This window comes from Agrobacterium vaccinii (assembly GCF_021310995.1).
Lineage (GTDB): Bacteria > Pseudomonadota > Alphaproteobacteria > Rhizobiales > Rhizobiaceae > Agrobacterium > Agrobacterium vaccinii.
In genome coordinates, this window is sequence record NZ_CP054150.1 from 760,481 (window position 1) to 785,841 (window position 25,361).

Genomic DNA, 25,361 nt, shown 5'->3' on the forward strand with positions numbered 1-25,361 from the left:
GCAGATTTGCCATGCAGTTGAAGATTGAAAGCACCTGACATGCTGAAGAAACTTGCCCTTGCCTGCATGCTGACCGCCGTCGCGTCTCCCGTTTTCGCGAGCTCCGGCCTGCTGGAGCCGACGTTGAAAATGCAGCCGGGCAAGGCGCATGCTCCGCGCGTTGCGATCACGCTGGATGCCTGCATGGGCAAGACGGATTTTCGCATTCTCGATACGCTCGTAAACGAGAAAATACCCGCCACCATCTTCGTCACCGCCCGCTGGCTCAAGCACAACCCCGAAGCGCTTGCGGTGATGCTGTCGCACCCCGACCTGTTCGAGCTTGAAAATCACGGCGAAAACCACATTCCCGCCGTCGATAAGCCCGTCTCGATCTACGGTATTGCTGCTGCCGGTTCGCAAGCAGCTGTGGAGCAAGAAGTAGAAGGCGGCAGGCTCGCCATCGTTGCTGCCACGGGCCACCAACCGCAATGGTTTCGCGGCGCAACGGCCAAATACACGGCCTCATCCATGACCACCATCAACCGCCTCGGCGAACGCGTCGCGGGTTATTCCATCAATGGCGATGGCGGATCGCTTCTGGGCGCAGGCGCAACGGCCAAACACATCGCATCCGCAAAAGACGGCGACGTCATCATCTCCCACATCAACCAGCCGACGCACGAAGCAGGCGAAGGCGTGGTCAAGGGCCTGCTGGCCCTGAAAGCCAGAGGCGTCATCTTCACCCGCCTCGACAGCCCGGCTTTTATCGTTCCGTCGAATTGATCAAGACGGCAAATTCGGCACCACTCTGCGCGATGGAAACAGCTCGCGTGCCACGGTCATTCCGATGAGGGAGAGGGGCAGGGCCAGCATGGCACCGGCGGCACCCCACATCCAGGTCCAGAAGATGATGGCGACGAAGACGAGGAAGGGGTTGATTTCCATGTTCTTTCCCACCACTGCCGGAAACGCCAGGTTTTCCATCAACAGGTGAATGGTGAAGAAGACGATGGCGGGCAGGAGGCCGAGGATGAGGCTGTCGTGGGTCAGAATGCCGCCCACCGTCAGGGCCAGCGTCATGGCGGTGATGCCGAGGAAGGGCACGAAGCTGGAGAGGAAGGCGAATAACCCCCACAGGAAAGGCATGGCGAGACCGCCGACATAGGCGATGATGATCATCGAGACGCCAAGCCCCGCATACATCATCGATGCTGTGGCAAAGTAGGAGCTCAAAACCTGCTCGATGGACCCGATGGTGCGGATAGTGCGCAGGCGCTGGTGGCGCTGGGGGAAGGCCATGATGGTGGCTTTGCGCAGGCGCACGCGGCTGTAGAGAAACAGCAGCAAGGCTGCAAAGAAGATCAGGGCCTGGACGATGGCAGGCGTGATGTTGGAGCCGATGACGGCGATGATATCGCCGCTGCGTGAAATCAACGATTCCATCGACATCGAACTCAGGCTGAAGGTGGCGGCGGAAACATTCAGCCAGCGCAGGCTTTGCAGGTAGGGCAAAAAGCGGTCGATGGCTTTTTCGACGATATTGGGGCCTTCTGCTGCCAGCGTCGACAGCGGGTCGATCAGCGAGTTGACGACCAGAAACAGAACGAGTGCCACGGCAGACGACAGAATGAGCGCCACCGCAAAGCCCGGAATGCCATAGGAGTTCAGCTTGGTGGCGGCCACGCCGAGAATCATGCCCACAACGATGGCCATGACCACGGGGATGAGGATGATCGACAAAGAATGGATGACGCTCATCATGATGACGACGAAGATGCCGACGGTGGACCAAGCCACGGCCACATCCAGAGCCTCGCGGCCCAGCGGCTGTTGGCTTCTTTCATCGTCCTGCGCAGAGCCAACAGCCCCGCGCATATACGGATCCTTCGGGTCGGCAGCAAGAAGGCTGCGTTCCGCCTGTTTCCGGTTGGCAATCGTCTGGTCATTCATCGAGCAGTCCCCCATCAGGGCGTATAACGCTCAACGGGTACGCCGGTTCCGGTGCATGGCCAATTTCGGTGTGGGGCGGCAAAGACGCAACCGCGCTTGCCGCCAGCACCTCAGGCCGAGAGCTTGAGGCCGATGCCCCATGGGTCTTTCAGCGCAATGCCATCGCTCTGCCGCTCCGTTGCGATTTCCATCCGCTCGAGGGCGGCAATCGCGGTGTCGAGTGCTGCTTTCTCGTTGAATTTCAGCGAGTAACCGGAAAGCCCTGTCATATTGGCTTGACGCGCCTGCGCACCCCGGCTGTTCCAGATGTTGGCCGCCACATGGTGGTGGTAGGCGCCGGAGCCGAAGAAGCTTGCACCGGGATACCGCGCCATGATCTTCAGCCCCAGCACATCCTGATAGAAGGCATCCGCCTCCGGGATATTGCCTACCTGGAGGTGGATATGGCCAATCGCCGTGTCTTCGGCAGCCTTGGCAAAGGTGGCCTTCGGCGCACTGTCGTAGAGTTCCTGAAGGTTGAGCCGCAAGGTGGACATGCTGATCGTGCCGTCCGCTTGGTAGGACCACTCCTGCGGTGTGCGGTCGCGGTAGACCTCGATACCGTTGCCTTCGGGGTCAGCCAGATAGATGGCTTCGCTGACGAGGTGGTCGGATGCGCCCTGCAAGGCGACATTGTTGTTGGCAACATGGGTCAGCCACAGCGCCAGATCGCTGCGTGTCGGCATCAGAAACGCGGTGTGGAACAGGCCCGCAGCGCCACCCGGTGCCCGCGTCGTGTTCTGCCCTGTGGTCAGCGTCAACAGCGGTTTGCCGCCTGCGCCCAGAACCTCGCCGCTCGGCGACGTCTCCAGCACCGAGAGACCGATGATCTGCTGATAGAAGGCCGAGACGCTTGCCAGGTCCTGCACCACCAGATGCGCCTGTCCCACATAAGCCGGGCGCGTCACCGCGAACATCTTGTCTTCGTTCATGTCATGCACTCCTGTCGGTTGCGCCCTTGCGGCGACGTTGGAGCCAATATGCGCGCGAATGATCGTTCACGAAAGACAGTGATTTGGTGAAGCAGCGTGCACTCAGTGTTGACAATGAAACGCGCTTACTTTGACGTCGATCAATTCCATCCGTGCCGGGAACGTGTAGATTAGCATCAGATCAACATCGAAGGGAGACCGATATGTACAACAAGATCCTTGTTCCGGTTGATTTGAGTGGCACGGAAAAAGCCCAAAAAATCCTGGCAAAGGCCGAGACCTTGCTGAACCCGGATGGTCAGATCGTGCTGCTGAACGTGGTCGAGGATTTGCCGAATTACCTCGCCATCGACCTGCCGATGGACCTCATCGAAAACGCCATAAAGGACGCGAAAGACCGGCTTGCCGTGTTGAAGCAGGGATCGCCCCGCGTCGGGCTGGTAGAAATTCGCAGCGGTGCGCCCGCGCGTGAAATTCTCGCCGCCGCTGCCGATCTTGAGGCCGACCTCATCATCATCGCTTCGCATACGCCCGACCTGACGAACTACTTCATCGGCGCAACGGCAGACCGGGTCGTGCGACACGCCAAATGCTCGGTACTGGTGGACCGATAGTTCGAGGCGCTGCCGCGGTCCCATAGCGTTTTGCAACAGGCGTGAATGCAAAGTGATCGCCTTTTGCAACCGTGGTCTTGTTCCCGTCTCATATTGCCTGCATGATCTCAAAACTAACATGCAGGAACAGATTTATGAGTGAGCTTTGGCGCTTCGGACGCCGTTATGACCTTCCCGAAGTCGTCGCTGATGGCATTGTCCATGGAGTAGGCATCGTTTTTGCGCTGATCGGCACGACGGCGCTGATTTTCTACGTCACGCTGTGGGGCAGCATAAGCGCCATTGCCGCCGTGTGGATTTACGCGCTGGGGCTGGTGGCCTGCCTGTCCATCTCCTTTACCTACAATATCTGGCCCCATTCCAACGTGAAATGGTACCTGCGCAGGCTGGATCATTCCGGCATCTTCATTCTCATCGCGGCCACCTACACACCGATTCTCCAGCGCGGTATCGAAGACCCGTTGATTGCCGTCACGCTGGCGGGAATCTGGGTCGCGGCGCTGTCCGGTATCATGCTGAAATGCTTCTTCCCCGGACGGTTCGACCGCCTGACCATTCTGCTTTACCTCGCCATGGGCTGGAGCGGCGTCATGGTGGCGGATCGCCTGTCCTATCATCTTCCGCCGCTCAGCCTCTGGCTCATCGTCATCGGTGGCGTCATCTATTCCATGGGCGTCATCTTCCACGTCTGGGAACGGCTGCGCTTCCAGAACGCCATCTGGCACGGCTTCGTGGTTACGGCGGCAGCGGTGCATTACGTGGCGGTGATGACCAGTTTCAGCATGGCCCCGGTCAGCGCGTAGAGCACTGTAATTTAACAGCCAGACGACTGTACGGTGCCGCAGCTTTCGTTATGTTGGCCGCGACATTGATTTGCAGCGGATAAACAGCATGACCATCGAGATGCGCGATGCCACCCCGGATGACCTTCCCGGCATCATGGAAATTTACAACGACGCGGTGCTGAACACCACGGCGATCTGGAACGATGTTCTGGTCGATCTGGAGAACCGCAAGGAGTGGTTCAAGGCCCGCAAGGACCGTGGCTTCCCCGTCATTGTCGCGGTGAGGGACGGTTCTGTCGTAGGCTACGCCTCCTATGGAGACTGGCGTGCCTTCGATGGCTACCGCCACACCCGCGAACATTCCATTTACGTGCACAAGAACGCCCGTGGCGCAGGCTTAGGCAAGCTGTTGATGCAGGCTTTGATCGAACACGCCAAAGCCAATGGCGTGCATGTGCTGATCGGCGCCATCGAATCGGAAAACACAGCATCCATCCGCCTGCATGAGGCGCTGGGCTTCCGCATTGCCGGCAGATATTCGGAGGTCGGTCGAAAATTCGACCGCTGGCTGGACCTGACCAGCATGGAACTCAAGCTTCCTACGGTGTGAACTGAACTGCGCCGAAGCGCTCGCGATAGCTCGCGGGTGTGGTGGCAAATTGCTGGCGAAAATGGTGCCGCAGATTGGCGGCACTGCCGAGGCCGCATGTCTCGGCCAGCGTTTCCATACCCATATCGGTCGTCTCCAGCAGATCCCTGGCCTTCGCCAACCGTTGCAGCAACAGCCATTTGGCAGGCGTGGTGCCGGTCGCGGCCTCGAAGCGACGCAGAAACGTACGGCTGCTCATGCCCGCCATTTGCGCCAAACGGGCGACACTGTAATCGCCGGTCAGATCGGCCTGCATTGTGTGGAGCAATGGCCCAAGCCTTGATTTTTCGTGCGGGTCCGGCACGGCCTTGTCGATGAATTGTGCCTGTCCGCCGTCCCGGTGCGGCGGCACCACCAGCCTTCGCGCCACCATATTCGCCGCCCGCGTGCCGAAATCACGGCGGATGAGGTGCAGGCAGAGATCGATCCCGGCGGCGCTGCCCGCCGAGGTCAGCACGTTGCCACCATCGACATAGAGCACGTCGGGCAGTACCTCGATATGGGCGAAGCGTTCCTTGAGAGCATCGGTATAACGCCAGTGCGTCGTCGCCTTGCGGCCCGTTAGCAGACCCGCTGCCGCCAGCACGAATACGCCGGAACAGATGGAGAGCAAGCGTGCGCCGTTGTCATGCGCCTTGCGCAGGGCCTCGCACAGCGCTTCGGGCACAGGGCAATCGATACCACGCCAGCCCGGCACGATGATCGTTCCCGCTTGCTCGATCAACTCGGTCCCGCCATCGGCAACGAACCGGACGCCGCCCGTCGCCCGCATTTCACCGCCATCGACCGCCGCCACCGCAAACCGGTACCAGTCGTCGCCCATCTCTGGCCGAGCCAGCCCGAAGACTTCGACCGCAACGCCGAATTCGAACGTGCACAGCCCGTCATAGGCAAGGGCAACGACGAGGCGGTTGGGTGGGGCGGTGAAGCCAGGTTTTGTCATGATCCTAACGATATATGGCAATCATGCCATCTGCCAGTCTTTTCGCATCCGGGTTAGGTTTGGACATCGCAACACGAAGGAGAAGCCCATGAGCACCGTCACAGACATTCCCGCCGCATCGCCGCAGGTCGCCGCCGATCATTTTTTAAAATTGCTGTCATTGGAAACAGATTGCTGGGACGTATACGGGGCGATGAACGCGGGGGAGCAGGATTTCGTCCTGCTGCACGTGGTCGGCACCGCGGACGTGTTCGCCCGCAGGCACATTCCCGGCGCGCTTCACCTTCGCCATGCGGAGATGACGGCAGAGCGCGTCGCGCAGTGGCCGGATGATACGCTGTTCGTCGTCTATTGCGCTGGCCCCCACTGCAACGGCGCCGACCGCGCCGCCCTCAAGCTCGCCCGCCTGGGTCGCCCCGTCAAAATCATGATCGGGGGAATGACGGGTTGGGAAGATGAAGGGTTTGGTTTTGTGAAGGGCGGTGTGGAATAGGTGGCAAGTTCCACCCAATACCGTCACCCTCGGGCTTGTCCCGAGGGCCTAATCACGCTTCTGCGGATGCAACCTAGCAGATCCTTGGGACAAGCCCAAGGATGACGGAGGTAGGGTCTTGCCGTGATTGCGAAGTTCCCGGCGGTAGGGTGGTGCTGTTGCAAGCCATAGTAACCGCACCATCACTCCTGCGGTTCAAACACCATCGAATGGCCGTTAATGCAGTAACGCAGACCCGTGGGCGGTGGGCCATCGGGGAACACGTGGCCGAGGTGGCCGCCGCAGTTGGCGCAGCGGATTTCCGTGCGCACCATGCCAAACGCGTTGTCGCGATGTTCGGTCACGGCATCCGGCTTTACAGGCTCAAAATAACTCGGCCAGCCGCAACCGGCATCGAATTTCGTGTCCGAGTAAAACAGTTCCTCATCGCAGGCAGCACAACGGTACAGTCCCTTTTCGGTGCTGTTCCAGTACGGGCCGGTGAACGGCCGTTCGGTGCCGTGCTCGCGCAGAATGCGGTACTGGTCCGCCGTCAGTTCCTCGCGCCACTGCGCATCGCTCTTGGTGATTTTCGGGGATTTGAGATCGCTCATCGGGGGATCCTTTCGTTTGGCATAGAGATAGTGTGGCAGCCTGCGCGATAAAAGAGGAAGCGGCTTTTCCCGGCAATAAAGCTGCTGTGATCCCGCTAAAGTCCGAAAACAGTTGAGGTCATCGCCACCTTGCCCTAATTGATTCCCTCAAAATCGTGTCGCGAAAAACAGAGCGGCGGGGGCTGGGAGACGAGATGATTGCCAATGTCACGCTGCTGACATTCGTTGTGCTGTTTTTGCCTTTCGTCATGGCATTGTGCGCACCGCTGGCACTCGCCCGGCTGGGGCACAATGCTGTCTGGCTTCTGGCGCTGGCACCGGCGCTTGCGTTCGTGCATTTCCTTGGTTTCATACCCACGATCTCGGCAGGTGAGGTCGTCACCGGCGGTTACGCCTGGGTGCCCAGCCTCAACCTCAGTTTCTCCTGGTTCATCGATGGTCTCTCGCTGACATTCGCGCTGCTCATCACCGGCATCGGCACGCTGATCGTGCTCTACGCGGGCGGCTACATGAAGGGCCATCCACAGCAGGGGCGTTTTCTGGCCTTTCTGCTACTGTTCATGGGCGCCATGTTGGGCGTTGTGGTGTCCGACAGCCTGTTGATGCTGTTCATCTATTGGGAACTGACATCGATCACCTCCTTCCTGCTGATCGGCTTCGATCACCGGCGCGAAGCGGCACGACGGGCGGCGTTGCAGGCGCTGGTGGTGACGGGCGGCGGCGGGCTTGCGCTTTTGGCGGGGCTCATCTTCATCTGGAACATCAGCGGCACGACGCAGCTTTCGATGCTGGTGCATGGCGATGATGTGCTGCGCCAGAGCCCGTTCTATTTCGCCACGCTGGTGCTGGTGCTGGGCGGTGCCTTCACCAAATCGGCGCAGTTTCCGTTTCACTTCTGGCTGCCCAATGCCATGGAAGCGCCGACGCCGGTGTCGGCCTATCTGCATTCCGCGACCATGGTAAAGGCGGGCGTCTATCTGTTGATGCGGCTTAACCCCGTCATGGGCGATACGGTGGCCTGGGAAATCCTGCTGCCCTTCTTCGGTGGGCTGACCATGCTGACCGGCGCGTTTCTGGCGCTGCGCCAGACCGATCTGAAACTGATGCTGGCCTATACGACGCTCTCGTCCCTCGGCCTTCTGGTTCTTTTGACCGGGTTCGGCGCACCCTATGCCATCGAAGCCGCCGTGCTGTATCTGGTGGCGCACTCCCTGTTCAAAGGCGCCCTGTTCATGGTCGTCGGCACCATCGACCATGAGACGGGAACGCGTGATGTGACGAAGCTTTCCGGCCTTCGCCGGGCCATGCCCGTCACCTTCGTCGTCGCCATCACTGCCGCGCTGTCCATGGCGGGCCTGCCGCCCTTATTCGGCTTTCTGGCAAAGGAAGAGATTTATGCGGCACTGGCGCACGCCAATCCCCGCGCCATTCTTTTTGTCGGCGTCGCTATCATCGGCAATGCCGCCATGCTCGCCATCGCCCTTGCCGTCGGCCTGAAACCTTTTATCGGCAAGCCTTCCAAAACGCTGAAACATCCGCATGAGGGACCGCTTCTGCTCTGGCTCGGACCTGCGGTCCTGGCCTTGGCCGGTCTGATCTCCGCGCTGTTTTCAGAAGTGTTTCACGCCGCCATTTCCACACCCATGGCAACGGCCATTGCGGGTGATTCCTCCCCGGTCGAGATATCGCTGATACCGCATATCGGCGTTCCCCTGGCGTTGTCGCTGTTTACGGTGGCGCTGGGCGTGATGATCTACACCAAGCTTTCCCTAGCACGCCACCTCATGGTCCGCGCTTTCGCCGCTGCCGGGCCGGGACCGGACAAGGCTTTCGATGCCGTCATCTCCAGCCTCGTCAAACTGTCCTTCCACGTCACCCGCATGATCCAGCCGGGCAGGCTGGAATTCTACGTCACCGCGACCTTCGCCATCATCGCGCTGGTGCTGCTGGTGCCGCTGTTTGCCTATGGCGAGTTGCCGGTCATGCCGGTCTGGCCTGCCGATATCCAGCTGCCCGAACTCACCTTCATCGCCATCGCCATCATCGGCCTCATCGCCGTTCTGACGGCAGCAAGTCGCCTGACGGCCATCGTTGCGCTCGGCATTCAGGGTTTCGCCGTGGCGGTGTTGTTTCTACTCTTCGGTGCACCGGACCTGTCGTTTACGCAGTTCATGGTCGAAACGCTTTTCGTCGTCATCCTGACGCTGGTCATGACACGCCTTCGCCTGTCTCCCACCGATCATCGCAAGCTCGGACAGAAACTGCTGGATGGCACGATCGCGCTGTCCTGCGGCACCGGCTTTGCGCTGATGCTGCTCAAATCCACGCAAGCGCCTTTCGATACCAGCCTTACCGCCTTTTTCAGCACCTATTCCAAGGTCATCGCCCACGGAAACAACGTGGTCAACGTCATCATCGTTGACTTCAGAGGCACCGATACGCTGGGCGAAATCGCCGTCGTCATGGTCACCGGCCTTGCCATTCTGGCGCTGATCCGCATTCGCCACGGCGCAAAACCGGCGCCTGTCGGTAAGACGGAGGGTAAGCCATGAACACGCTCATCTTCCGTACCGCCGCGCCCGTCATCACCAGCCTCATGGTCATGTTTTCCATCTTCGTCCTGCTGCGCGGTCATAACGAGCCGGGCGGTGGGTTCATCGGCGGGCTGATCGCGGTTTCGGCGCTGGCGATTTACGGCATCGCCTATGGCGCCGCTGCTGTCAGGCGCGCCATCGTCTTTCATCCGCTGTCCATTTCTGGCTTCGGCCTGCTGCTTGCCACGCTGTCCGGCGTCGTCTCGGCTTTCGTCGGCGTGCCCTTCATGACCGGGCTGTGGGTTACCCCCAGTTTCGCGGGGGTAGAGGTGCCGCTCGCAACGGTCATCTCCTTCGATATCGGCGTCTACCTTGTCGTGGTCGGTGGCTTCACCTCCATTGCGCTGGCCCTGGAAGAACGGGAGCGTGACTGATGGAAGCCGTGTTTTCGATCCTCGTCGGCATCTTCTTCAGCGTTGCCATTTACCTCATGCTGTCGCGCCACAGCGTACGGCTGCTGCTGGGCATCGCCGTGTTCGGAAACGCCGTGAACCTGCTTCTGTTTACCGCGGGTAGGCTGACACGCGAGGTGCCGCCCATGATCGGCGCGGGGCAGGATGTGCTGTCGCCAACCGCTGCCAATCCGCTGCCGCAGGCGCTGATCCTGACCGCCATCGTCATATCCTTCTGCTTCTTCTGCTTTTTGCTGGTCCTTGTCTGGCGGGCGTTTCAGGAGCTGAAAACCGACGATACCGACGAGATGCGCGCAGCCGAACCGGCACGTGAACCCTTGCCGCCGCTGAAGTATTGAAAGCGAACACGACTGATATGGCCGCACCCGGTTCCACTCCCATCGATCTTGCCGCTGCACTGGTGACCCAGCCAACCGTGCTGTCGGATTGGCTGATCATCGCCCCGGTCGCGCTGTGCATATCGGTCGGCGCTATCCTGATGATGGTTCGGCACGCCACGCGCCTGCATTCCACCATCGCAATTTCGGCCCTCGCCATGCTCACCGCCATCGATGCTGCATTGTTGTGGAAGGTTGCGACGGGCGGTCCCTTCACCATGGTCATGGGCCGCTGGCTGGCGCCCTTCGGTATTGCCTTCACCGCAGACCTGACCGGCGCGGCGCTCGCCCTTGCGGGCGCAATCGCGGCCCTTGGCTGCGCCATCCACGCGCGTGGTGAAATCGGTGACGCGTCCACGCGCTATGGCTTTTACCCGTTTCTGATGCTGCTGATGGCAGGCGTCAGCGGCGCGTTTCTGACCGGCGATATTTTCAACCTCTATGTCTGGTTCGAAGTTCTGCTGGTCTCGTCCTTCGGCCTCATCGTGCTCGGCTCCCGCAAGGAGCAGATCGATGGTGCACTGAAATATGCCGTGCTCAATCTCATCGGCACCACGCTGTTTTTGATCACGGTCGGCTACCTATATGCCATCTTCGGCACGCTCAACATGGCCGACATTGCGCTGAAGGTCAGGGTGGCAGATGGCGGCGCTCCGCTGATGACGCTCGGCGCGTTGTTCCTGCTGGCCTTCGCCATGAAGGCGGCGGCGTTTCCCGTCAATTTCTGGCTGCCCGCCTCCTATCACACGCCCAAACTCGTGGTATCCGCGCTGTTCGGCGGGTTGCTCACCAAGGTCGGCATCTATGCGCTGTTGCGCGTGATGGTCATGCTGTTTCCGGTGCAGCGGGAAGAACTCAGCCTCGTCATCGCCGTCGTCGCCGCGCTCACCATGCTCCTGGGCGCCATGGGTGCGCTGGCCCAGAACGATCTTCGCCGCCTGCTGGGCTATATCGTCGTGTCGGGCATAGGCACCATGCTGGCAGGCCTTGCCATCGGCTCTCCTTCGGCGCTCGGCGGCCTCATCTTCTATGCGCTGAATTCCGTGATCGTCATGACGGCGCTTTATCTCGCCATCGGTCACGCCATACGCCTTGGCGGTGCGTCGACGCTGTCGGAACTCTCCGGTCTCTATGCAAAGGCACCGCTGTTCTCCGGCCTTGCGCTGGCACTGTTTTTCGCAGGCTCCGGCCTGCCGCCTTTCTCCGGCTTCTGGCCGAAACTGATGCTGACGAAATCGGCCATCGATATCGGCGCATGGTGGCTGGCGGCTTCGATCCTCATTTCCGGCTTCCTCTGCACTATCGCCTTTGCCCGCATCTACCTGCTGTGCTTCTGGCGTTCCTCGCCGCCGGGCATGAAGGCGGTCGAGACCGAGTCACCTGCGCCATCCCTTGTCCCGCTCGTGGGCCTGACACTGCTCATCGTCGGCTTTGGCCTGTTCCCCGACGCCGTCGTGCGGCTTAGCCAGCAGGCGGCGGATCAACTGGCAGAGCCATCGGCCTATATCCGCTCGGTCTTTCCGCAGGAGCGTGCGCCATGAGCCGTTTCGTCATCGGTCTGCTGTTTCTTGTCGTCTGGTTCGCCATCACCGGAAGTTTTACGGTAGCGAACGGGCTGTTCGGCGCGGGTGTTGCGGCGCTGTCGCTCTTTCTCATCCGCCATCAGGTGAGGGAGAGCGAGACCTATTGGGGCCGCATCCCGGCCATTGTGTCGCTCGCGCTGCTGTTCATCAAGGAATTGGCGCTGTCCGCCTGGACCGTAGCCATGCTGGTCATCAGACCGCGCCTTGCCCTGACGCCGGGCATTTTCGCTTATCCGCTGGAGGTGAAAAGCGATTTCGAAATCACGTTGCTCGCCAATCTCATTACGCTCACACCCGGCACGCTCTCGGTGGATGTGTCTTCCGATCGCGCGACGCTCTATGTCCACGCGCTGGATTGCAGCGATGTGGAGGCCACAAAACGCTCCATTGCTGAGGGTTTCGAGCGTAAGATCATGGAGGCATTCCGCAAATGACACCGGAAACGCTGGTCTCCGGCGCAACCTTCGCCGCTTCCGTCATCCTCTCCATCGCGTTCCTCTTGACTGTGGTGCGGGTGGTCCTCGGGCCTACCCTGCCGGACAGGGTCATCGCGCTGGATATGCTGGTCGGCATCGCCATCGGTTTTCTGGGCGTCATCGCCATTCGCACGGGCTTTGATCTTTACGTGGATATTGCCATCGCGCTCGGGCTTGTCGGCTTTCTTGCGACAGTTGCATTCGCCCGTTTCATCCTGTCCCGCAGGCCGCAGGCAGGGCAGCATGGAAAACAGGTGCTCGATGGCACCGACCAGATGCCCGCGGGCAAGCCATCGCATCCACCCAAACAGCGCAAACGGTCGGGCAGGGGGAAGCGATCATGAACTGGATCATTGCCATCGCAGTTTCGGTTTTGCTGATCAGCGGCGCACTTTTCTCGCTGGCCGCCGCCATCGGTATCAACCGTTTTCCCGACCTCTATACTCGCATGCACGCTGCATCCAAGGCGGGAACAGTCGGCTCCGGCCTGCTTCTTCTTGCCGTCGGTCTGAATTCACTTGAACTTGCCGTATTCACGCGGTCTTTCATTGGTTTTTGCTTTGTTATTCTCACTGCCCCGGTATCGGCGCATTTGTTGGCCAAAGCTGCACATGAAGCTGGATATCGCTTATCAGGCATAACCATAAAAGATGAGTTGAAAGTAAACCGTAAGTTGAGTTGATGCTAATGCTTTATTGTAAGCTTGGCCACAATTCCAACATAAGCTCTAATTTTGTTACCTGTCATTTCTTGTAGGTAGAATAGTCGGTATTTGCTCTGGAATGTTCCAAAATAATAATTGGACTTTTTTTGGTTTGGTGTTATCCACATCAGGTAACGTGAATGATGTTGATTTGCAGCACGCGCAACAGCGAAATCGTCTTGGTATTTTAATAATGCCTAATCTATCCTCCTTCGAGAATAGCACGATATTTCTTCGGTGTTTGCAAATGTCGTAAGCATTACTCCCTGTTCTGTGGAGATCAGAATCGGGAATTGAACTTCGCAAGATGCAATCAGTGGGTAGGGTTTAACTTTGTTTCACAGGTAGGCGGGATATGCCCATGCCGGTGAAAATACGAACAGGAGAGACATAAATGACGGAAACTACATACGGCGGTGCGCAGGATCTGCTCGTTGAACTGACGGCGGATATCGTTGCTGCCTATGTTAGCCACCACGTCGTTCCGGTCACGGAACTGCCTGGCCTTATTTCCGACGTGCATACGGCGCTGAGCGGCACTTCCACACCGGTGGTGGCTGCTGTTAATGTTGAAAAGCAGAAGCCTGCGGTCTCCGTTCGCAAGTCGGTTCAGGATGACCAGATCATCTGCCTGGAATGTGGTGGTTCGTTCAAGTCGCTCAAGCGTCACCTGACGACACATCACAGCATCAGCCCGGAAGAATACCGCGACAAGTGGGATCTGCCGGTCGATTACCCCATGGTGGCTCCCGCCTACGCAGAAGCGCGCTCGCGCCTCGCCAAGGAAATGGGCCTCGGCCAGCGCCGCAAGTCCGGTCGCTAATCACACCAATCTTTCTAACGGAAAGCCGGTCCTCGTGGCCGGCTTTTTTGTGCGTTCTGGGTCAAAGAAAATATGAAAATAATCCTTAATAAATTTCTTATTGCAGAATATATGATTTAAAACCTGTTATTTCCTACTAGAATTACCGGATTGTCGCCATCGCTTTGCTGATGTATGAATTAATTCCTATTTAACGAGGAATTGCATCATGACGTTCAATCTCGACCCTTCCGGCCCACCACCGCCCGTCGCCCCCCATCACTCTGCCCCGCCAATCCCTACGCCGCCTGTGCCCAAGGTCAACCGCGATGCCTGCCAGCGAGTGCGGGAGATCACCTATCAGCTGTTCGTGGATATCGTTGATAGAGAGATGGTGCGTCGCGACCGTCGCCATGCCATGGCCCATATCCGCCAGATCGCGCTCTATATCAGCCATGTCGCGCTGTCCCTGCCCATGTGGCAGGTCGCAATCTGTTTCGGTCGGGAGCAATCCACGGCCAGCATCACCTGCCAGAATGTCGAGGATCGGCGCGACGATGCGGGTTTCGATGAGTTCGTGCTGGCCGTGGAAGAGGCCGTCAAACCGCTTATCCCAACGTTGGAGATCGCACACGATGCCTGAAGCACCCGCCAAGCAAAACCGCGCCCTCGTGCGCCTGCTGCGTTTCATCGGTCGCGATGCCGCGATGGTGACAGACCAAGGCGCCTATATGGAAATCACCCTCGAAAAGACCGGTGAGATCAGGCAGATCGACAACGGCGTTTTGGAAGAGGGCCGCTCCGCCGGATTGCTGCGCCGTGAAAACGACCGGCTTTTCGCTCAGCCCGCGGCCAGCGCCTTCCTCAAACGTGCGATGGTCAAGGAACGGGACGAGATATTTCAGGCGCAGCACCGTGACTGCGAAGTCGTCTCCGTCGAAATCGAAGGCGAGCGCCAGACCGCAAGACGCAACGAACTGTCGTCGCCCCTCTTGGCCCTGCTGCGTTTGAAGGATCGCGATGGGAAACTGTTCTTTCCCGCCCATACGATCGAAGCGGGCGAAAGGCTGGCCAGCGATTTCCACCGGGGACAGCTCAGCCCGCGTATCACCGCAAGCTGGGAGCCACGTCTGGCGAAACGCACCAAAGGGCAGGCCAATGGCGCGCAAGACCTGACCGACACAGCCGTCGCCGCCCGCATGCGCTTCTCCCGCGCCGCCGACGCCATGGGCCCGGAACTGGCGGGCGTCGCTATCGATATCTGCTGCTTCGAAAAAGGCCTTGAGGTCGTGGAGCGCGAAAGGCAATGGCCGGTCCGCTCCGCAAAACTCATGCTCCGCACCGCCCTCCAAAGCCTTGCCCGCCACTACGCCCCACCGTTAGCTCCGCAAAGCCGCAGCCAGCATCATTGGGGCGCGGAGGGTTACCGTCCGGTTTTGTAAAAAGGGGGCTCAAGCCGCCAAAACCTGCGCTTCCCCACGGATGCGGTTGATCATGGAGCGCAGGCCGTTGGCGCGTTGGGAGGAGAGGTGTTCTACGAGGCCGATTTTGCCGAAGACTTCGATGGCGTCGAGGCCGGCGATTTCGGAGGCGTGTTTTCCCGAGTAAACGGCCAGCACGATGGCCACCAGTCCGCGCACGATGTGGGCGTCGGAATCGCCCTCGAAGGTCAACACGGGGTCATCGCCGCCATCGCTGTGGCTGACGACCCAGACCTGACTGGCGCATCCCTGCACCTTGTTTTCGGCGGTCTTCTTCTCGTCTGCGAGATCGGGCAGGTCCTTGCCCAGTTCGATGACATAGCGATAGCGGTCTTCCCAGTCGTCCAGAAAGGCGAAGTCATCGAGGATTTTATCGAGAGAAGTCATGGGTCGGTCGTCCGTTCGTCGGATGCGTATAGGCAAGCATATAGGTCAAAGCCTGCGTGAATTGAACAGCCGCAGGGATGAAAAAAAGCCCTGCGACGAAGCAAATTCGTGCAGGGCTTGCAAGTCGGGCAGTCAGGCGGCTCACGCATGAGCCGCAAGGGGTGTCACGAGGCGGGCGGCCTCGGAAAGAAATCGCGTGAACTGTTTTAGATCAGAGCGCTGGGCGGCGCTGGGGCAGGGGCACGTAGGGCTGCGATTTGATGGTGCCGGTCTGGATCGCATCGGCCTTGACGTCTTCGATCGCCAAGGGAGCATCGACATGGACGACAGGCGCTTCGGCGGTAGCAAGTTTTGCGGGCTGTTCGCTGCCTGCAAGCTGGGCATCGATCAGCTGGTAGGCAACCTTGGCGCCTTCGCGGGCTCTTTCGCCAAGGGCGTGGAATGTTTCGGCGCCTTTTTCGCAGACCTCGGGTTTCTCAACGCAGATGGCGCTGACATAGCGGTAGGCTTCGCTGGCTGCCGATACGGCGCCTGCGACATTCATCTGCGAGGTCGGTGCATTGCTGTCGCTGGAACCGCCGAAGTAGGACAGCGCCACCAGTACCAGCGAAAAGAAGATCGACCCTTTGATCAAAAACCACATTGCGACACTACCCTGTTTGACCGTTGCCCTTTGCGGGTCATCCGTGTTTGCCCTGTTTTTCGGGCTTGCAATCACCCTAGAGCCAACAGACCAACAGCCATTTGCAAAAACCGGCAGAATTTAATTCAAATTGTCTCTATTTGTTCCGTGGCTGGACGAAGATTGCGAATTCGAGACAAGTTTAACGGATGCTATTAAGCATAATTGCGGCGCTGGCCCGCAATTGCAGGGGATAAGCCCACTACGCCGTGCCTTAAATGTTAACGCGAAGGGAAAAATATAACGAAATCCTTCGCTTACCCGTCATTAACCATGAAATGCAAAGTCTGCCCCAAATGCCTCGAAATGGGATTCCACGGGGCTTTAACCGGGGGCAGCGGCTCCGCTTTTAGCCTTTCCTTAAGCCGCGGGCCGCTATTGTCGGGCATGGTTAAGGGCGGCCTCGCCCCTTTGGAATTCGGTGTTCAAGTATTGCGTAAAATCACGGAAAAAGCGATTGCGTTGATTGATCATGCCACCGGCATGTGGCTTTCGCGCATGGAAGAAGACGCCAGCATACGGGTGGAAACGGTCCACGCGTTGCGTCGTCTCGTGGCCTTCGGCATGGCCGCGCTGGTCGTTTTGCCAGCTGCTTTCTGCCTGGCTTTTTCCGTATCGGTTGCGCTGCCGCTCGGCGTTGCGACCGTGTTCGCAATCTTCCTCGCCGCCGCTGCGTCCATGCTTGCCCTGCGTCGCCCCCAGAAAGTGCAGGACGTCGTGGCCTCTCCGGTTATGGGCAACATGGTGCTTGCGTCGCAGGTGCCCGGCCTGCTGCTGGTGTTCGATGAGCATGGCGTGGTCAAAAACGTTGCGGGCCGCGATGTCAGCCAGTTTCCATCGAAGTTTCAGAACTGCGCCGGTCATTTCTTTGCTGAACTGGTGCATGTATCCGATCGCATCGGCCTGATGCAGGCTTTCGATGCCCTTCGCCAGGGCAACGAGTCCTCCATTGCCGATCTGCGCTTCGACAATCCTGTTTCCGCGCGCCAGACGCAGTTCCTTCATGCCCGCATGGATATGACCGCAGAGCGCGACGACTTCGGCAGGCTGACCGGCGTTATCGGTCAGTTGCGCGATGTTACCGAGAAGGAATTGCTACGAACCGAGGTTGCCCGCAAGGCGGCAGAGGCGGAATCGGCAAACGATGCCAAGTCGCGTTTCCTCGCTGCCGTCAGCCATGAATTGCGCACGCCGCTCAATGCCGTGCTCGGCTTTTCGGATGTTCTGGCGGGCGAATATTTCGGCAAGCTGCAGAACGATCGCCAGCGCGAATACGTCTCTTTGATCCGCCAGTCGGGCGCCCATCTCCTGTCGGTGGTCAACACCATGCTGGATATGAGCAAGCTGGAAGCAGGCCGCTATGAGCTGATCATGGAACCCTTCCGCATCGGCGATGCCATCGCTACCTGCGAAGGCATGCTGGGTCTTCAGGCCAAACAGAAGGGCCTGACGCTGACGAGCCGCGTTCAGCGTGATATCGGTGAAGTCGTCGCCGATCAGCGCGCCGTTCAGCAGGTTCTCATCAATCTTGCAGGCAATGCCATCAAGTTTACCGAATCGGGTGGTGTGGTCACCATGGACGCATCGCTGGAAGGCGGCATGCTAAAGCTCACCGTCAGCGATACCGGCATCGGCATCGCCGCAGACAAGATGGCGTTTCTGGGCCAGCCTTTCATGCAGGTGCAGAACGAATATACACGGCGCTACGAAGGCACGGGCCTTGGGCTTGCGCTGGTCAAGGGATTGGTGGAGTTGCATGGCGGCAGCTTTGCGATTTCCAGCCGCGCGGGTGAGGGCACCATTGTAACGATCCTGCTGCCTGCGGATGGCTCTGGCCGCTCCGCTGGCGGTGACCGCGATGATGCGAGACACCCGGTGGAATTTCCGCCGCGTCTCAAGCAGGTCGTGGATGCAGATGAAATGACGAAGGAGGATGTTGCGGATGGCCGCGCCAAAGCGAAAATCGCCTAGGAAGACATCGGCTCGCAAGGAGCCCGGTTTCGTTTCCACGGTTGCTTCGGCCATGGGAAGGCAACTGTTGCAGCATCCAAAACTGGTCGGCGGCTGTACCGCCTTTTTCGTCGTTTTCGGCTTCATCGCCGCCAATGCGCTGTGGTATCAGCCCGGCCACCATCCATCGCCCTTCCTGCGCACGCGCGATGAGGAAAATCCCAACGGCATCGCCGGTTATCGCGTGGCCTCCGGCCTTGGCGAAAATGGCAACGTCACCACCTTCCGCATCGAGCGCCAGACGGACACGCCGCAACCGGCAGCGCCACCGCAAGCGCCCGCAGCAGCTGCGGTCCCCGACGATGCGCCTGCCTTGCCCCCGCTGGCGACGCCCCATCAGCCCTCCGAACTCGTAGCGGAAATCCAGCGTGAGCTTGCCCGTCGCGGCCTCTATGAAGGCGTTGCCGATGGCATGACCGGCCCGCGCACCACCGCCGCCATTCTCTTCTTCGAAGAAACCGTCGGCATGGAACAGACAGGCGAGCCGACGAGCCGCATTCTGTCTGCCCTCAAGATCGATAGCGCCACGACGGTCGCCGCCATTCCCAAGGCGCTTCCGAAGGATCGTCCCGCCAGCGCCAATTCCGGCGGCGTCGCCATCGATCCCGTGGCTGCCGCCATTCGCAGCGCCGAGGAGAGCAAGCCGAAGGCACAGTCGGTTTCGTTGACATCAGGCAACGCGGCCAAGCCTGTGACCAAGGATATCGTCGCGAAGATCCAGCAGGGCCTCGTCAACATCGCCTATGCGGATGTGAAGGTGGACGGCATGGCGGGCGAACAGACCCGCACCGCCATCCGCAATTTCGAAAAGCACTACCGCCTGCCGGAAACCGGCGAGCCCAGTGAAGCCGTGCTGAAGAAACTGAAATCCATCGGCGCCTTGTGATGCCAGCCTGGAAATGCTCCTGCCATGCGCCTTAAATCCGAGATCGTCGTCTCCGCCCTCCTGCGCCGCGTCTTCGCCGCCGGTGACTTCGCCGCCATCGAGCGCAAGGGTGCAGACGCCGCAGGCGCCATCTTCATTCGCCAGCGCCTTCGCAGCGGTCTGGAAAACCTCTACGGCCCAGCCCCGCAAAGCTTCTCCGACGATGAGGAAGAAAGGGCCGAACGCCGTTTCGAGCGCCGACTGACGAATGCGCAATCGCCGGATGTCGAGGCGCTGCTGGAGAAGGAACAGCGGTTCGACAGCGATCTATGGGTGGTGGAGTTGGAGACGGAAACCGTGGAGGGGTTGTTTACGGTTGTTGCTTGAGGTTCGGGGGCTTTGGGCGGCAGTAACAGTCTTGGCGACGGTGGTTTGTCGCCTTGTCGCGGCTGTAGTGGGTGGGGCTCACCCCCCTCTGTCCTGCCGGACATCTCCCCCACAAGGAGGGAGATCGGCTGGGCGCTCTGACACCACTTCACTCTCGACGCGAGAGATGGCCGAGAGCTCTCCACGAGTCGATCTCCCCACCTGTGGGGGAGATGGCCGGCAGGCCAGAGGGGGGTAAACCCCACCCACTGCCGCCTGCGAACTTACGCGCCGCCACAACACAAAAAGCGCCAACGCTAACGCATCGACGCCTTCCAACTGCATCCAAATTTCCGCTAAAAATCAGCTTACCGCCTCACCACCATCCGCTCACGGTCCCGCTCGTCCTGCTGCGGCACTGCGGTTTCCCGGCTCGGATCAACCGTATACCGGTCCGCGCGCCGCCAGCTCTCGATGCGGTCTTCGCATTGGGCGGCGTCGAGCTTGTCGAGCATGGCTTCCGCACGCGTCATGTCGTCTTCCCGGGCTTTGAGGTGCGGGTAGAAGCATTCCAGCACGAAGGCTGCGTCGGCGAAGTCCATGCCGAGTCCGATCATGGTGGTGGCCAGTTGCTGGCCGGAAATGTCCAGCATGATGCGTTCCGACAGCCAGTGGCTTGCCGATAGGGAGTCCGACAGGGCGGTGGAAAACTGGCGGGCATTGCGTTCTCGGGCAAAGCGCACCAGCAGCGCTTCCTGAACGTCCGTGAGGCGCCGTACCCCAAGGCCATCGCTGACCGGGCGGTGAAGCTGGCGTGCCATGGTGCGCAACTGGCGGCGCAAATCTTCTTCGCGCTCGGCAATCGTCTTTTCCATGGTACGCGAGACGGTGGGCTGCTCCGTAGCAGGCGAGGGGGCATTGCGCGAATGGCGCAGTCCCACCAAGGCATCGATAACCGTAGGCGAAAGGTCGTCGCGGCGCACGATGGTGCGCGCATGGGCGCCACCCTGGCTGCGGGCAATGGCAATCAGCGTATCGTCATCAAGGCACTTCGACGACACCAGAAAGGGTGCGGAAACGCCGATGGGCTGGCTGGCGATGAAGAAGGCGACCGCCGAGGGGACGTTGGGGTTCTGTGACAATGCCGCCACCGCTTCACGCTTCGCTTCCGGTGTGGAGGCGGTGAAGAGCGGCATGAACAGCTCCGCAAACTGGCGAAGCTCGGATTTGGACGGATGAGAAAGCCCTTCAAAACTCGAAACAGTGGCCATCAGCACCACATCTTTCTTCCTCTCGGCACTAGGCCTTTCTAACTCTCGAAACCGGTCGGTCAACGCAATACCCAATGTGACGCAAAACAAAACGATCCGTTCAAACTATAACAAACGTGTTGACGCGCTGTTAACCAGCACTGGCGCAAAGGACTTTTTTGCCGCTATGCACAGCAAATTTTTAAGACAATATTTTTGGGCGTACCGGGAACTCGGATGGGCATCGCAACGTCGCGTATCCTCAGCGGGAACTCGTCCCATCGACCACTGGCCGATAAAGACGAGCCCCTGACCGCCATCATGTCGGCTAAGGCACGTTAGACAGCAAGCAAATGACGCCCGTCAAATTTATTGCGCTGCAAAAATAACCCGCAATTTCTGGATTTTTCGGAATTGGTTATTGATTACAATGACTTTGGGAGAAGGCCCGTTTCTGGACTCACAGAACCGTGAACTCAACCTTTACGGACGGTATAAATAACACACTCAATTTTAATGGCATATGGTTCAAAGCCGGAACATTAGTGTTAACGAATGATTAACTTCTGCGTGTTTGTAATCCCATAGGCGGCTTTCAGATTCGGTGTTAGATTTCGATAAAGAAATTTAGGCTTTACTGTAGCAAGCGACATGGTTTGCAGCGGCCTCTCGTCTCCCATGCCAGTCTGTGGACTGGAAATGCACAATGTTGTGGTGATGGCATTCCCGCGCGTTTCTTTAATTCTCCGCGCGATTATTCAACAACCAAGCGTCATGCCCCTGAGAGGAGAAGACTATGACGGAAATTATTTCGTTTTATGCAGCGGCCCGCCGCCTGAGCCGACCGACGGATGTGCAAAAGCCCACGGGTGGTCCCGCCCAGCTTCTGTTCTTCACCGGCGTTCGCTACGAGCGCCCTGAGGTCGAGATCGATATTCAGACGCAGAGAAAACCGAGAAAGCGCAAGGTCGTGTCCGTCACGCCGGATGCGGCTATTGGTTCCTGAGTTCAAACGTCAGGCCGCCGTTTACGACCACGGCGTCTGCTCGCATTTTGCCTCGCTTAGAAATCGCGTGGCTTCCTCGCCGAAAGAGGACTGCGGCACCATGGTGCGCAACACGGCATAGCCCTTGTTCTGCCCCGCCTCCACCAGAATGGACTTGGAAAGGCCTGATGGCTGCGCCTTGCGAATAGCGGCCAGTTGCACCTGGTTTGCAACCAGAATATCCAGCTCGCCACCCGCTGAGGTACGGTCGTTCATGCTGAAGATTTCGTTGGAGGCGCTGTCGAAAACGGCAACCGACCAGAACGGCACAGCCCCGAAAGCCGCCAGACGCACAGGCTTTTCATCCACATCGAACGTGCACACGGCGACCCGCATGAAGGGATCGCCACTGCCCAGAGCCTTCTTTTCACTGGCTTCATCCAACAGGTGAAATGCATTGGGCGCGCCTTCCGCCATCGCGCGTGTGTACGCATCGCGGTTGGAAAAATGCGGCGTTGCCAGCAGAATGACCAGATGCAGAACGGCGGCACCCACAAGTCCGACGAAGACGGCGAAAAGCACTTTAAGCATTGCCGCATCCTGTCGTCTTGATGTCCGGCATCTTGATGTCGATCAGCCCCGTGCTGCCCGCAACAGGTGTGTCCAGCAGCGTCAGCACCAGCTTGAAATGGCCGTTAGGTGGCACCGCCAGCCAATTATAGGTCTGCGCAGAGGCGGCAACGCTGATGTCCATGCCACCGCCCGCACCATGCAGCAACGTGCGGGAGTTCAACGCCATGGGTCGCCCGGTGCCGTCATCCAGAAGATTACCCTGTTGGTCCGCGACATAAAGCGTCCAGAAGCGCGCAGGCGGCAAGGTGCCGGTCAGCCGGTAACGGCAGTCGCCTGATAGCCGCTGGCCGCTGCTATCGGCGGCGGCAGAAAAGCTCAGGCCCTCTGCCGTTCCATACAGAAGCTTGCCCGCATCTGCCCGGTGCGATTTCGCGTAAGGGTCGGCCTCGATGGTCTGCGCTTCGGGAAACGCATCCCACGCGCCGATCTTGATCGAACCGAACCCTTCGGTTGCTTCCAACGCCGCAAACGTTGACAATATGCCACCGCCAAAGGCGATGATGAGTGAAATCGCGACAAGGAATGGAACTCGAAACACGCTGTTTTCCCGTTTTGGAACAGGCCAGCGTTAGCATTGATTTCGTTGCGGGGAAATGGGCAGAACGAAGCGGAGACAAGGCTTTGCGCAAATGTCCACGCCCTTTGCTGGTGATGCGCTGAATTGCCACCTAACCGCCCGATGCGGTGTGTAACGCGTTCGAGGGTTTCTGAGCGGCTGAAACCTATCAGCTATCATGTCCTTGGGATGAACGAACAAACGCCGCCAACCCGAGGGTTAGCGGCGTTTGCTGAAATGCAGCGTCAGTTCGCAGGGGCCGGTGCTGTTGGTGTCGGTGTTGCCGCAGGTGCCGGTGTCGCAGGGGCAGGTGTGGATGATGCAGCAGCAGTACCTGACACGTCGTCCGTCGCCACCGGCGCAGGTGTAACCTTGCCATCGGCGGCAGCGACACGCCAGACCGTGTTGCCCGCATCGTCAGCCACAAGCAGCGCGCCAGTGCCATCGATGCCGACGCCGACTGGTCTGCCTCGGGCCTTGTCGCCCTGAATGAAGCCGGTGACCACATCCTGCGTCTTGCCTGCTGGCTTGCCGTTTTCGAATGGCACATAGGTCACGCGGTAACCGTTGAAGGCGTTGCGGTTCCAACTGCCGTGCTCGCCGATGAATGCGCCGTTTGCGTAGGCTGCGGGCAGGGCGGAGTTCAGCGAAAATGTTAGGCCGAGTGCGGCAACATGGCTTGAGAGCGCGTAATCAGGCTTGATAGCCTTCTCCACCATATCAGGACGCGGCGGGTGAACACGGGCATCGACATGGTTGCCGTAATAGCTCCACGGCCAGCCATAGAACGCACCTTCCTTTACCGATGTCATGTAATCGGGCACGAGGTTGGGACCGAGCTCGTCGCGCTCGTTGATGACAGCCCAGAGTTCCTTGCTTTCAGGGTTGAACGCCAGACCATTGGGGTTGCGCAGGCCGGACGCAAACAGCTTGAACGCGCCCGTCTGGCGGTCCACCTGCAAGATTGCCGCGCGGTTCTTTTCAGCCTCGATACCGTTTTCCACGATGTTGGAATTTGAGCCGACGGAGGCGTAGAGGAACTTGCCATCCGGGCTCAGCGCCAGATCCTTCGTCCAGTGGTGGTTGATCGGCCCGCCGGGCAGAGGCGTGAGGATTCTCGGCTCAGCCGTAATCTCGTTCTGCCCCAACTGGTAGGGATAGGCGACGATGTTGGACGCTGTCGCCACGTAGAGCGTGTTATCGGCAAAGGCGACGCCAAAGGGAGAATCCAGCTTCGTCAGCAACTCGTGGCGCTCATCTACCACGCCATCGCGGTTGGTATCTCGCAGCAGGGTAATGATGTTGCTTTCCTTGGGCGTACCGCCGGTTTCTCCATGCGCAATCGCCATGATCCAGCCGCGGATAATGTCTTTTGGCCGCGTCGGTGCCTCACCGGCAGGTGCACGGGACTGCACCACCAGCACATCACCGTTGGGCAGCGTGTGCACGGTGCGGGGATTGACCAGATCCTTCTGGTAAACCGAAATTTTCAAACCATCCGGCACGGTCGGCATCTCGCCGTCCTTCCAGCCGATGACCTCGGCCACCTTCAGGTCGGGAATGAGGTTCCGCGAAGGCTCCGGCAGCACAGGGTCGGCCCCGATCTGCTGGGCCGGATCGAAATTTGCGTCCTGCTGGTTGCATGCGGAAAGGACGACGGCGACACTGCCCATCAGGACAGCCGTGTGAATAAGGCGGCGCGCGATCATCATACTCTCCAAGCCAGACGTGCATATTTGCGGGTAGAAGCGGCAACCGCCATCAGCGAAACGACGAATGTCACCGCCGAAAGCAGCAACCCATAGGGCATCACCGCCGTCCAGCCATCACCGGCATGAACAAGACTGTTGGCGAAAGCCAGTACCAGCATAACCAGAAACAGAACGATCGCGAAAAACGACGGACGCATAGGCCGCGTGCGCGCCCGCAACACATCCACCACCCCCGCCAGGATCGCCAGCCCGCCGAACACCAGCCCGGCAAACAACAACCAGGCCGAAAAATTCTGCCACATCAGATTGGCCGTCTGCCAAAAGGCAATGTCGGTTCCCAGCGCCAGCGAAAAGCACACGAAGGGAAATGGCACGAATAGGGATTGAAAGGGATAGGCAGAGGCTTCTCTGCGAGACGCTTCACTCATAGGCCGAACTCCAACCTGAAATGGTAAGAACGTCCAAGTCATTGTGCGACTTGGACGTTTTAAAGGATATTGAGCTAA

The 25,361-nt window shown here is 59.3% G+C and carries 30 protein-coding genes; 19 read left to right on the top strand and 11 right to left on the bottom strand.

The genetic code is table 11. From position 1 onward, the window contains the following. The first annotated feature begins 39 nt into the window (after window positions 1-39). Entirely contained in the window at window positions 40-765 is a 726-nt protein-coding gene (locus HRR99_RS03830) for a polysaccharide deacetylase family protein (protein ID WP_233122833.1), read from the top strand. Here the strand turns inward: HRR99_RS03830 and HRR99_RS03835 are convergent, their stop codons facing one another. Further along, window positions 766-1,932 carry an AI-2E family transporter gene (locus HRR99_RS03835; RefSeq protein ID WP_233122834.1) on the bottom strand — a complete coding sequence of 389 codons (1,167 nt, stop codon included), beginning with the start codon at window positions 1,930-1,932 and terminating at the stop codon, window positions 766-768. It abuts the gene before it with no gap. A gap of 110 nt (window positions 1,933-2,042) precedes the next feature. Further along, window positions 2,043-2,903, bottom strand: coding sequence for a VOC family protein (locus HRR99_RS03840; protein ID WP_233122835.1), 861 nt, complete (start codon window positions 2,901-2,903; stop codon window positions 2,043-2,045). Between the two features lie 203 nt (window positions 2,904-3,106). Between HRR99_RS03840 and HRR99_RS03845 the strand changes: the two genes are divergently transcribed. The 3 genes from HRR99_RS03845 to HRR99_RS03855 all read left to right on the top strand — a co-directional run bounded on the left by HRR99_RS03845 (window position 3,107) and on the right by HRR99_RS03855 (window position 4,912). After that, window positions 3,107-3,517: a universal stress protein gene (locus HRR99_RS03845; RefSeq protein WP_112498431.1), complete on the top strand. Its 411-nt coding sequence runs from the start codon at window positions 3,107-3,109 to the stop codon at window positions 3,515-3,517. Window positions 3,518-3,651: 134 nt separating this feature from the next. Continuing rightward, window positions 3,652-4,320, top strand: coding sequence for a PAQR family membrane homeostasis protein TrhA (gene trhA, locus HRR99_RS03850; RefSeq protein ID WP_233122836.1), 669 nt, complete (start codon window positions 3,652-3,654; stop codon window positions 4,318-4,320). A gap of 88 nt (window positions 4,321-4,408) precedes the next feature. Beyond that, the gene (locus HRR99_RS03855) at window positions 4,409-4,912 is read left to right on the top strand and encodes a GNAT family N-acetyltransferase (protein WP_233122837.1); all 504 of its coding nucleotides are present in this window, start codon (window positions 4,409-4,411) and stop codon (window positions 4,910-4,912) included. Here HRR99_RS03855 and ftrA read toward each other — a convergent pair. Next, window positions 4,902-5,894 (bottom strand): transcriptional regulator FtrA, encoded by a 993-nt coding sequence (gene ftrA, locus HRR99_RS03860; RefSeq protein WP_233122838.1) that lies wholly within the window; start codon window positions 5,892-5,894, stop codon window positions 4,902-4,904. The two genes, HRR99_RS03855 and ftrA, sit on opposite strands and share 11 nt — an antisense overlap. A gap of 88 nt (window positions 5,895-5,982) precedes the next feature. On the opposite strand from ftrA, the gene HRR99_RS03865 reads away from it, so the two are divergent. Then, window positions 5,983-6,387, top strand: a complete 405-nt coding sequence (locus HRR99_RS03865; protein ID WP_233122839.1) for a rhodanese-like domain-containing protein — start codon at window positions 5,983-5,985, stop codon at window positions 6,385-6,387. Window positions 6,388-6,569: 182 nt separating this feature from the next. Here HRR99_RS03865 and msrB read toward each other — a convergent pair whose 3' ends face one another. Continuing rightward, window positions 6,570-6,980, bottom strand: a complete 411-nt coding sequence (gene msrB / locus HRR99_RS03870; RefSeq protein WP_233122840.1) for a peptide-methionine (R)-S-oxide reductase MsrB — start codon at window positions 6,978-6,980, stop codon at window positions 6,570-6,572. Between the two features lie 194 nt (window positions 6,981-7,174). Here msrB and HRR99_RS03875 point away from each other — a divergent pair, with 194 nt between their 5' ends. The 10 genes from HRR99_RS03875 to HRR99_RS03920 all read left to right on the top strand — a co-directional run bounded on the left by HRR99_RS03875 (window position 7,175) and on the right by HRR99_RS03920 (window position 15,370). Beyond that, a complete protein-coding gene (locus HRR99_RS03875; protein WP_233122841.1) occupies window positions 7,175-9,532 on the top strand; it encodes a putative monovalent cation/H+ antiporter subunit A in 2,358 nt (785 codons plus the stop codon). Then, complete coding sequence (locus HRR99_RS03880) at window positions 9,529-9,948, top strand: Na(+)/H(+) antiporter subunit B (RefSeq protein WP_233122842.1); 420 nt, start codon at window positions 9,529-9,531, stop codon at window positions 9,946-9,948. The genes HRR99_RS03875 and HRR99_RS03880 overlap by 4 nt, the downstream gene beginning before the upstream one ends. Next, window positions 9,948-10,325, top strand: a complete 378-nt coding sequence (locus HRR99_RS03885; protein WP_233122843.1) for a Na+/H+ antiporter subunit C — start codon at window positions 9,948-9,950, stop codon at window positions 10,323-10,325. Before HRR99_RS03880 ends, HRR99_RS03885 begins: the two co-directional genes overlap by 1 nt. A gap of 17 nt (window positions 10,326-10,342) precedes the next feature. Beyond that, window positions 10,343-11,905 (top strand): Na+/H+ antiporter subunit D, encoded by a 1,563-nt coding sequence (locus tag HRR99_RS03890; RefSeq protein WP_233122844.1) that lies wholly within the window; start codon window positions 10,343-10,345, stop codon window positions 11,903-11,905. Beyond that, a complete protein-coding gene (locus tag HRR99_RS03895; protein ID WP_233122845.1) occupies window positions 11,902-12,381 on the top strand; it encodes a Na+/H+ antiporter subunit E in 480 nt (159 codons plus the stop codon). The genes HRR99_RS03890 and HRR99_RS03895 overlap by 4 nt, the downstream gene beginning before the upstream one ends. Continuing rightward, a complete protein-coding gene (locus tag HRR99_RS03900; RefSeq protein ID WP_233122846.1) occupies window positions 12,378-12,767 on the top strand; it encodes a cation:proton antiporter in 390 nt (129 codons plus the stop codon). The genes HRR99_RS03895 and HRR99_RS03900 overlap by 4 nt, the downstream gene beginning before the upstream one ends. After that, on the top strand, window positions 12,764-13,105 hold the full coding sequence (gene mnhG, locus HRR99_RS03905) for a monovalent cation/H(+) antiporter subunit G (RefSeq protein ID WP_422387289.1): 342 nt from the start codon (window positions 12,764-12,766) through the stop codon (window positions 13,103-13,105). Before HRR99_RS03900 ends, mnhG begins: the two co-directional genes overlap by 4 nt. 415 nt (window positions 13,106-13,520) lie before the next feature. Continuing rightward, window positions 13,521-13,949 carry a Ros/MucR family transcriptional regulator gene (locus HRR99_RS03910; protein WP_111840738.1) on the top strand — a complete coding sequence of 143 codons (429 nt, stop codon included), beginning with the start codon at window positions 13,521-13,523 and terminating at the stop codon, window positions 13,947-13,949. Window positions 13,950-14,157: 208 nt separating this feature from the next. Continuing rightward, entirely contained in the window at window positions 14,158-14,571 is a 414-nt protein-coding gene (locus HRR99_RS03915) for a hypothetical protein (RefSeq protein ID WP_233122847.1), read from the top strand. Further along, window positions 14,564-15,370, top strand: a complete 807-nt coding sequence (locus HRR99_RS03920) for a DUF6456 domain-containing protein (RefSeq protein ID WP_233122848.1) — start codon at window positions 14,564-14,566, stop codon at window positions 15,368-15,370. The genes HRR99_RS03915 and HRR99_RS03920 overlap by 8 nt, the downstream gene beginning before the upstream one ends. Before the next feature lie 9 nt (window positions 15,371-15,379). On the opposite strand, the gene HRR99_RS03925 is transcribed toward HRR99_RS03920, so the two are convergent. Both HRR99_RS03925 and HRR99_RS03930 read right to left on the bottom strand, forming a co-directional pair. Then, window positions 15,380-15,796, bottom strand: a complete 417-nt coding sequence (locus HRR99_RS03925; protein WP_233122849.1) for a SufE family protein — start codon at window positions 15,794-15,796, stop codon at window positions 15,380-15,382. A 211-nt stretch (window positions 15,797-16,007) separates the two neighbouring features. After that, complete coding sequence (locus HRR99_RS03930; protein WP_233122850.1) at window positions 16,008-16,439, bottom strand: DUF5330 domain-containing protein; 432 nt, start codon at window positions 16,437-16,439, stop codon at window positions 16,008-16,010. A 480-nt stretch (window positions 16,440-16,919) separates the two neighbouring features. Between HRR99_RS03930 and HRR99_RS03935 the strand changes: the two genes are divergently transcribed. The 3 genes from HRR99_RS03935 to HRR99_RS03945 are packed head-to-tail and all read left to right on the top strand — an operon-like array spanning window position 16,920 to window position 19,740. Next, window positions 16,920-18,449 (top strand): sensor histidine kinase, encoded by a 1,530-nt coding sequence (locus HRR99_RS03935; RefSeq protein WP_233123407.1) that lies wholly within the window; start codon window positions 16,920-16,922, stop codon window positions 18,447-18,449. After that, the gene (locus HRR99_RS03940) at window positions 18,421-19,374 is read left to right on the top strand and encodes a peptidoglycan-binding domain-containing protein (RefSeq protein WP_233122851.1); all 954 of its coding nucleotides are present in this window, start codon (window positions 18,421-18,423) and stop codon (window positions 19,372-19,374) included. The genes HRR99_RS03935 and HRR99_RS03940 overlap by 29 nt, the downstream gene beginning before the upstream one ends. A 24-nt stretch (window positions 19,375-19,398) precedes the next feature. Further along, window positions 19,399-19,740, top strand: a complete 342-nt coding sequence (locus HRR99_RS03945; RefSeq protein ID WP_233122852.1) for a DUF1491 family protein — start codon at window positions 19,399-19,401, stop codon at window positions 19,738-19,740. Window positions 19,741-20,087: 347 nt separating this feature from the next. On the opposite strand, the gene HRR99_RS03950 is transcribed toward HRR99_RS03945, so the two are convergent. Continuing rightward, entirely contained in the window at window positions 20,088-21,053 is a 966-nt protein-coding gene (locus HRR99_RS03950) for a DUF2336 domain-containing protein (protein WP_233122853.1), read from the bottom strand. Window positions 21,054-21,765: 712 nt separating this feature from the next. On the opposite strand from HRR99_RS03950, the gene HRR99_RS03955 reads away from it, so the two are divergent. Next, complete coding sequence (locus HRR99_RS03955; RefSeq protein WP_233122854.1) at window positions 21,766-21,975, top strand: hypothetical protein; 210 nt, start codon at window positions 21,766-21,768, stop codon at window positions 21,973-21,975. 21 nt (window positions 21,976-21,996) lie between these two features. On the opposite strand, the gene HRR99_RS03960 is transcribed toward HRR99_RS03955, so the two are convergent. The 4 genes from HRR99_RS03960 to HRR99_RS03975 form a co-directional block, all read right to left on the bottom strand. Beyond that, the gene (locus HRR99_RS03960; protein ID WP_233122855.1) at window positions 21,997-22,545 is read right to left on the bottom strand and encodes a DUF1254 domain-containing protein; all 549 of its coding nucleotides are present in this window, start codon (window positions 22,543-22,545) and stop codon (window positions 21,997-21,999) included. Continuing rightward, complete coding sequence (locus HRR99_RS03965; protein ID WP_233122856.1) at window positions 22,538-23,125, bottom strand: DUF1214 domain-containing protein; 588 nt, start codon at window positions 23,123-23,125, stop codon at window positions 22,538-22,540. The genes HRR99_RS03960 and HRR99_RS03965 overlap by 8 nt, the downstream gene beginning before the upstream one ends. A gap of 263 nt (window positions 23,126-23,388) precedes the next feature. After that, a complete protein-coding gene (locus tag HRR99_RS03970) occupies window positions 23,389-24,852 on the bottom strand; it encodes a PQQ-dependent sugar dehydrogenase (RefSeq protein ID WP_233122857.1) in 1,464 nt (487 codons plus the stop codon). Then, window positions 24,852-25,283 (bottom strand): DUF2231 domain-containing protein, encoded by a 432-nt coding sequence (locus HRR99_RS03975; protein ID WP_111839755.1) that lies wholly within the window; start codon window positions 25,281-25,283, stop codon window positions 24,852-24,854. The genes HRR99_RS03970 and HRR99_RS03975 overlap by 1 nt, the downstream gene beginning before the upstream one ends. Between the last annotated feature and the right edge of the window lie 78 nt (window positions 25,284-25,361).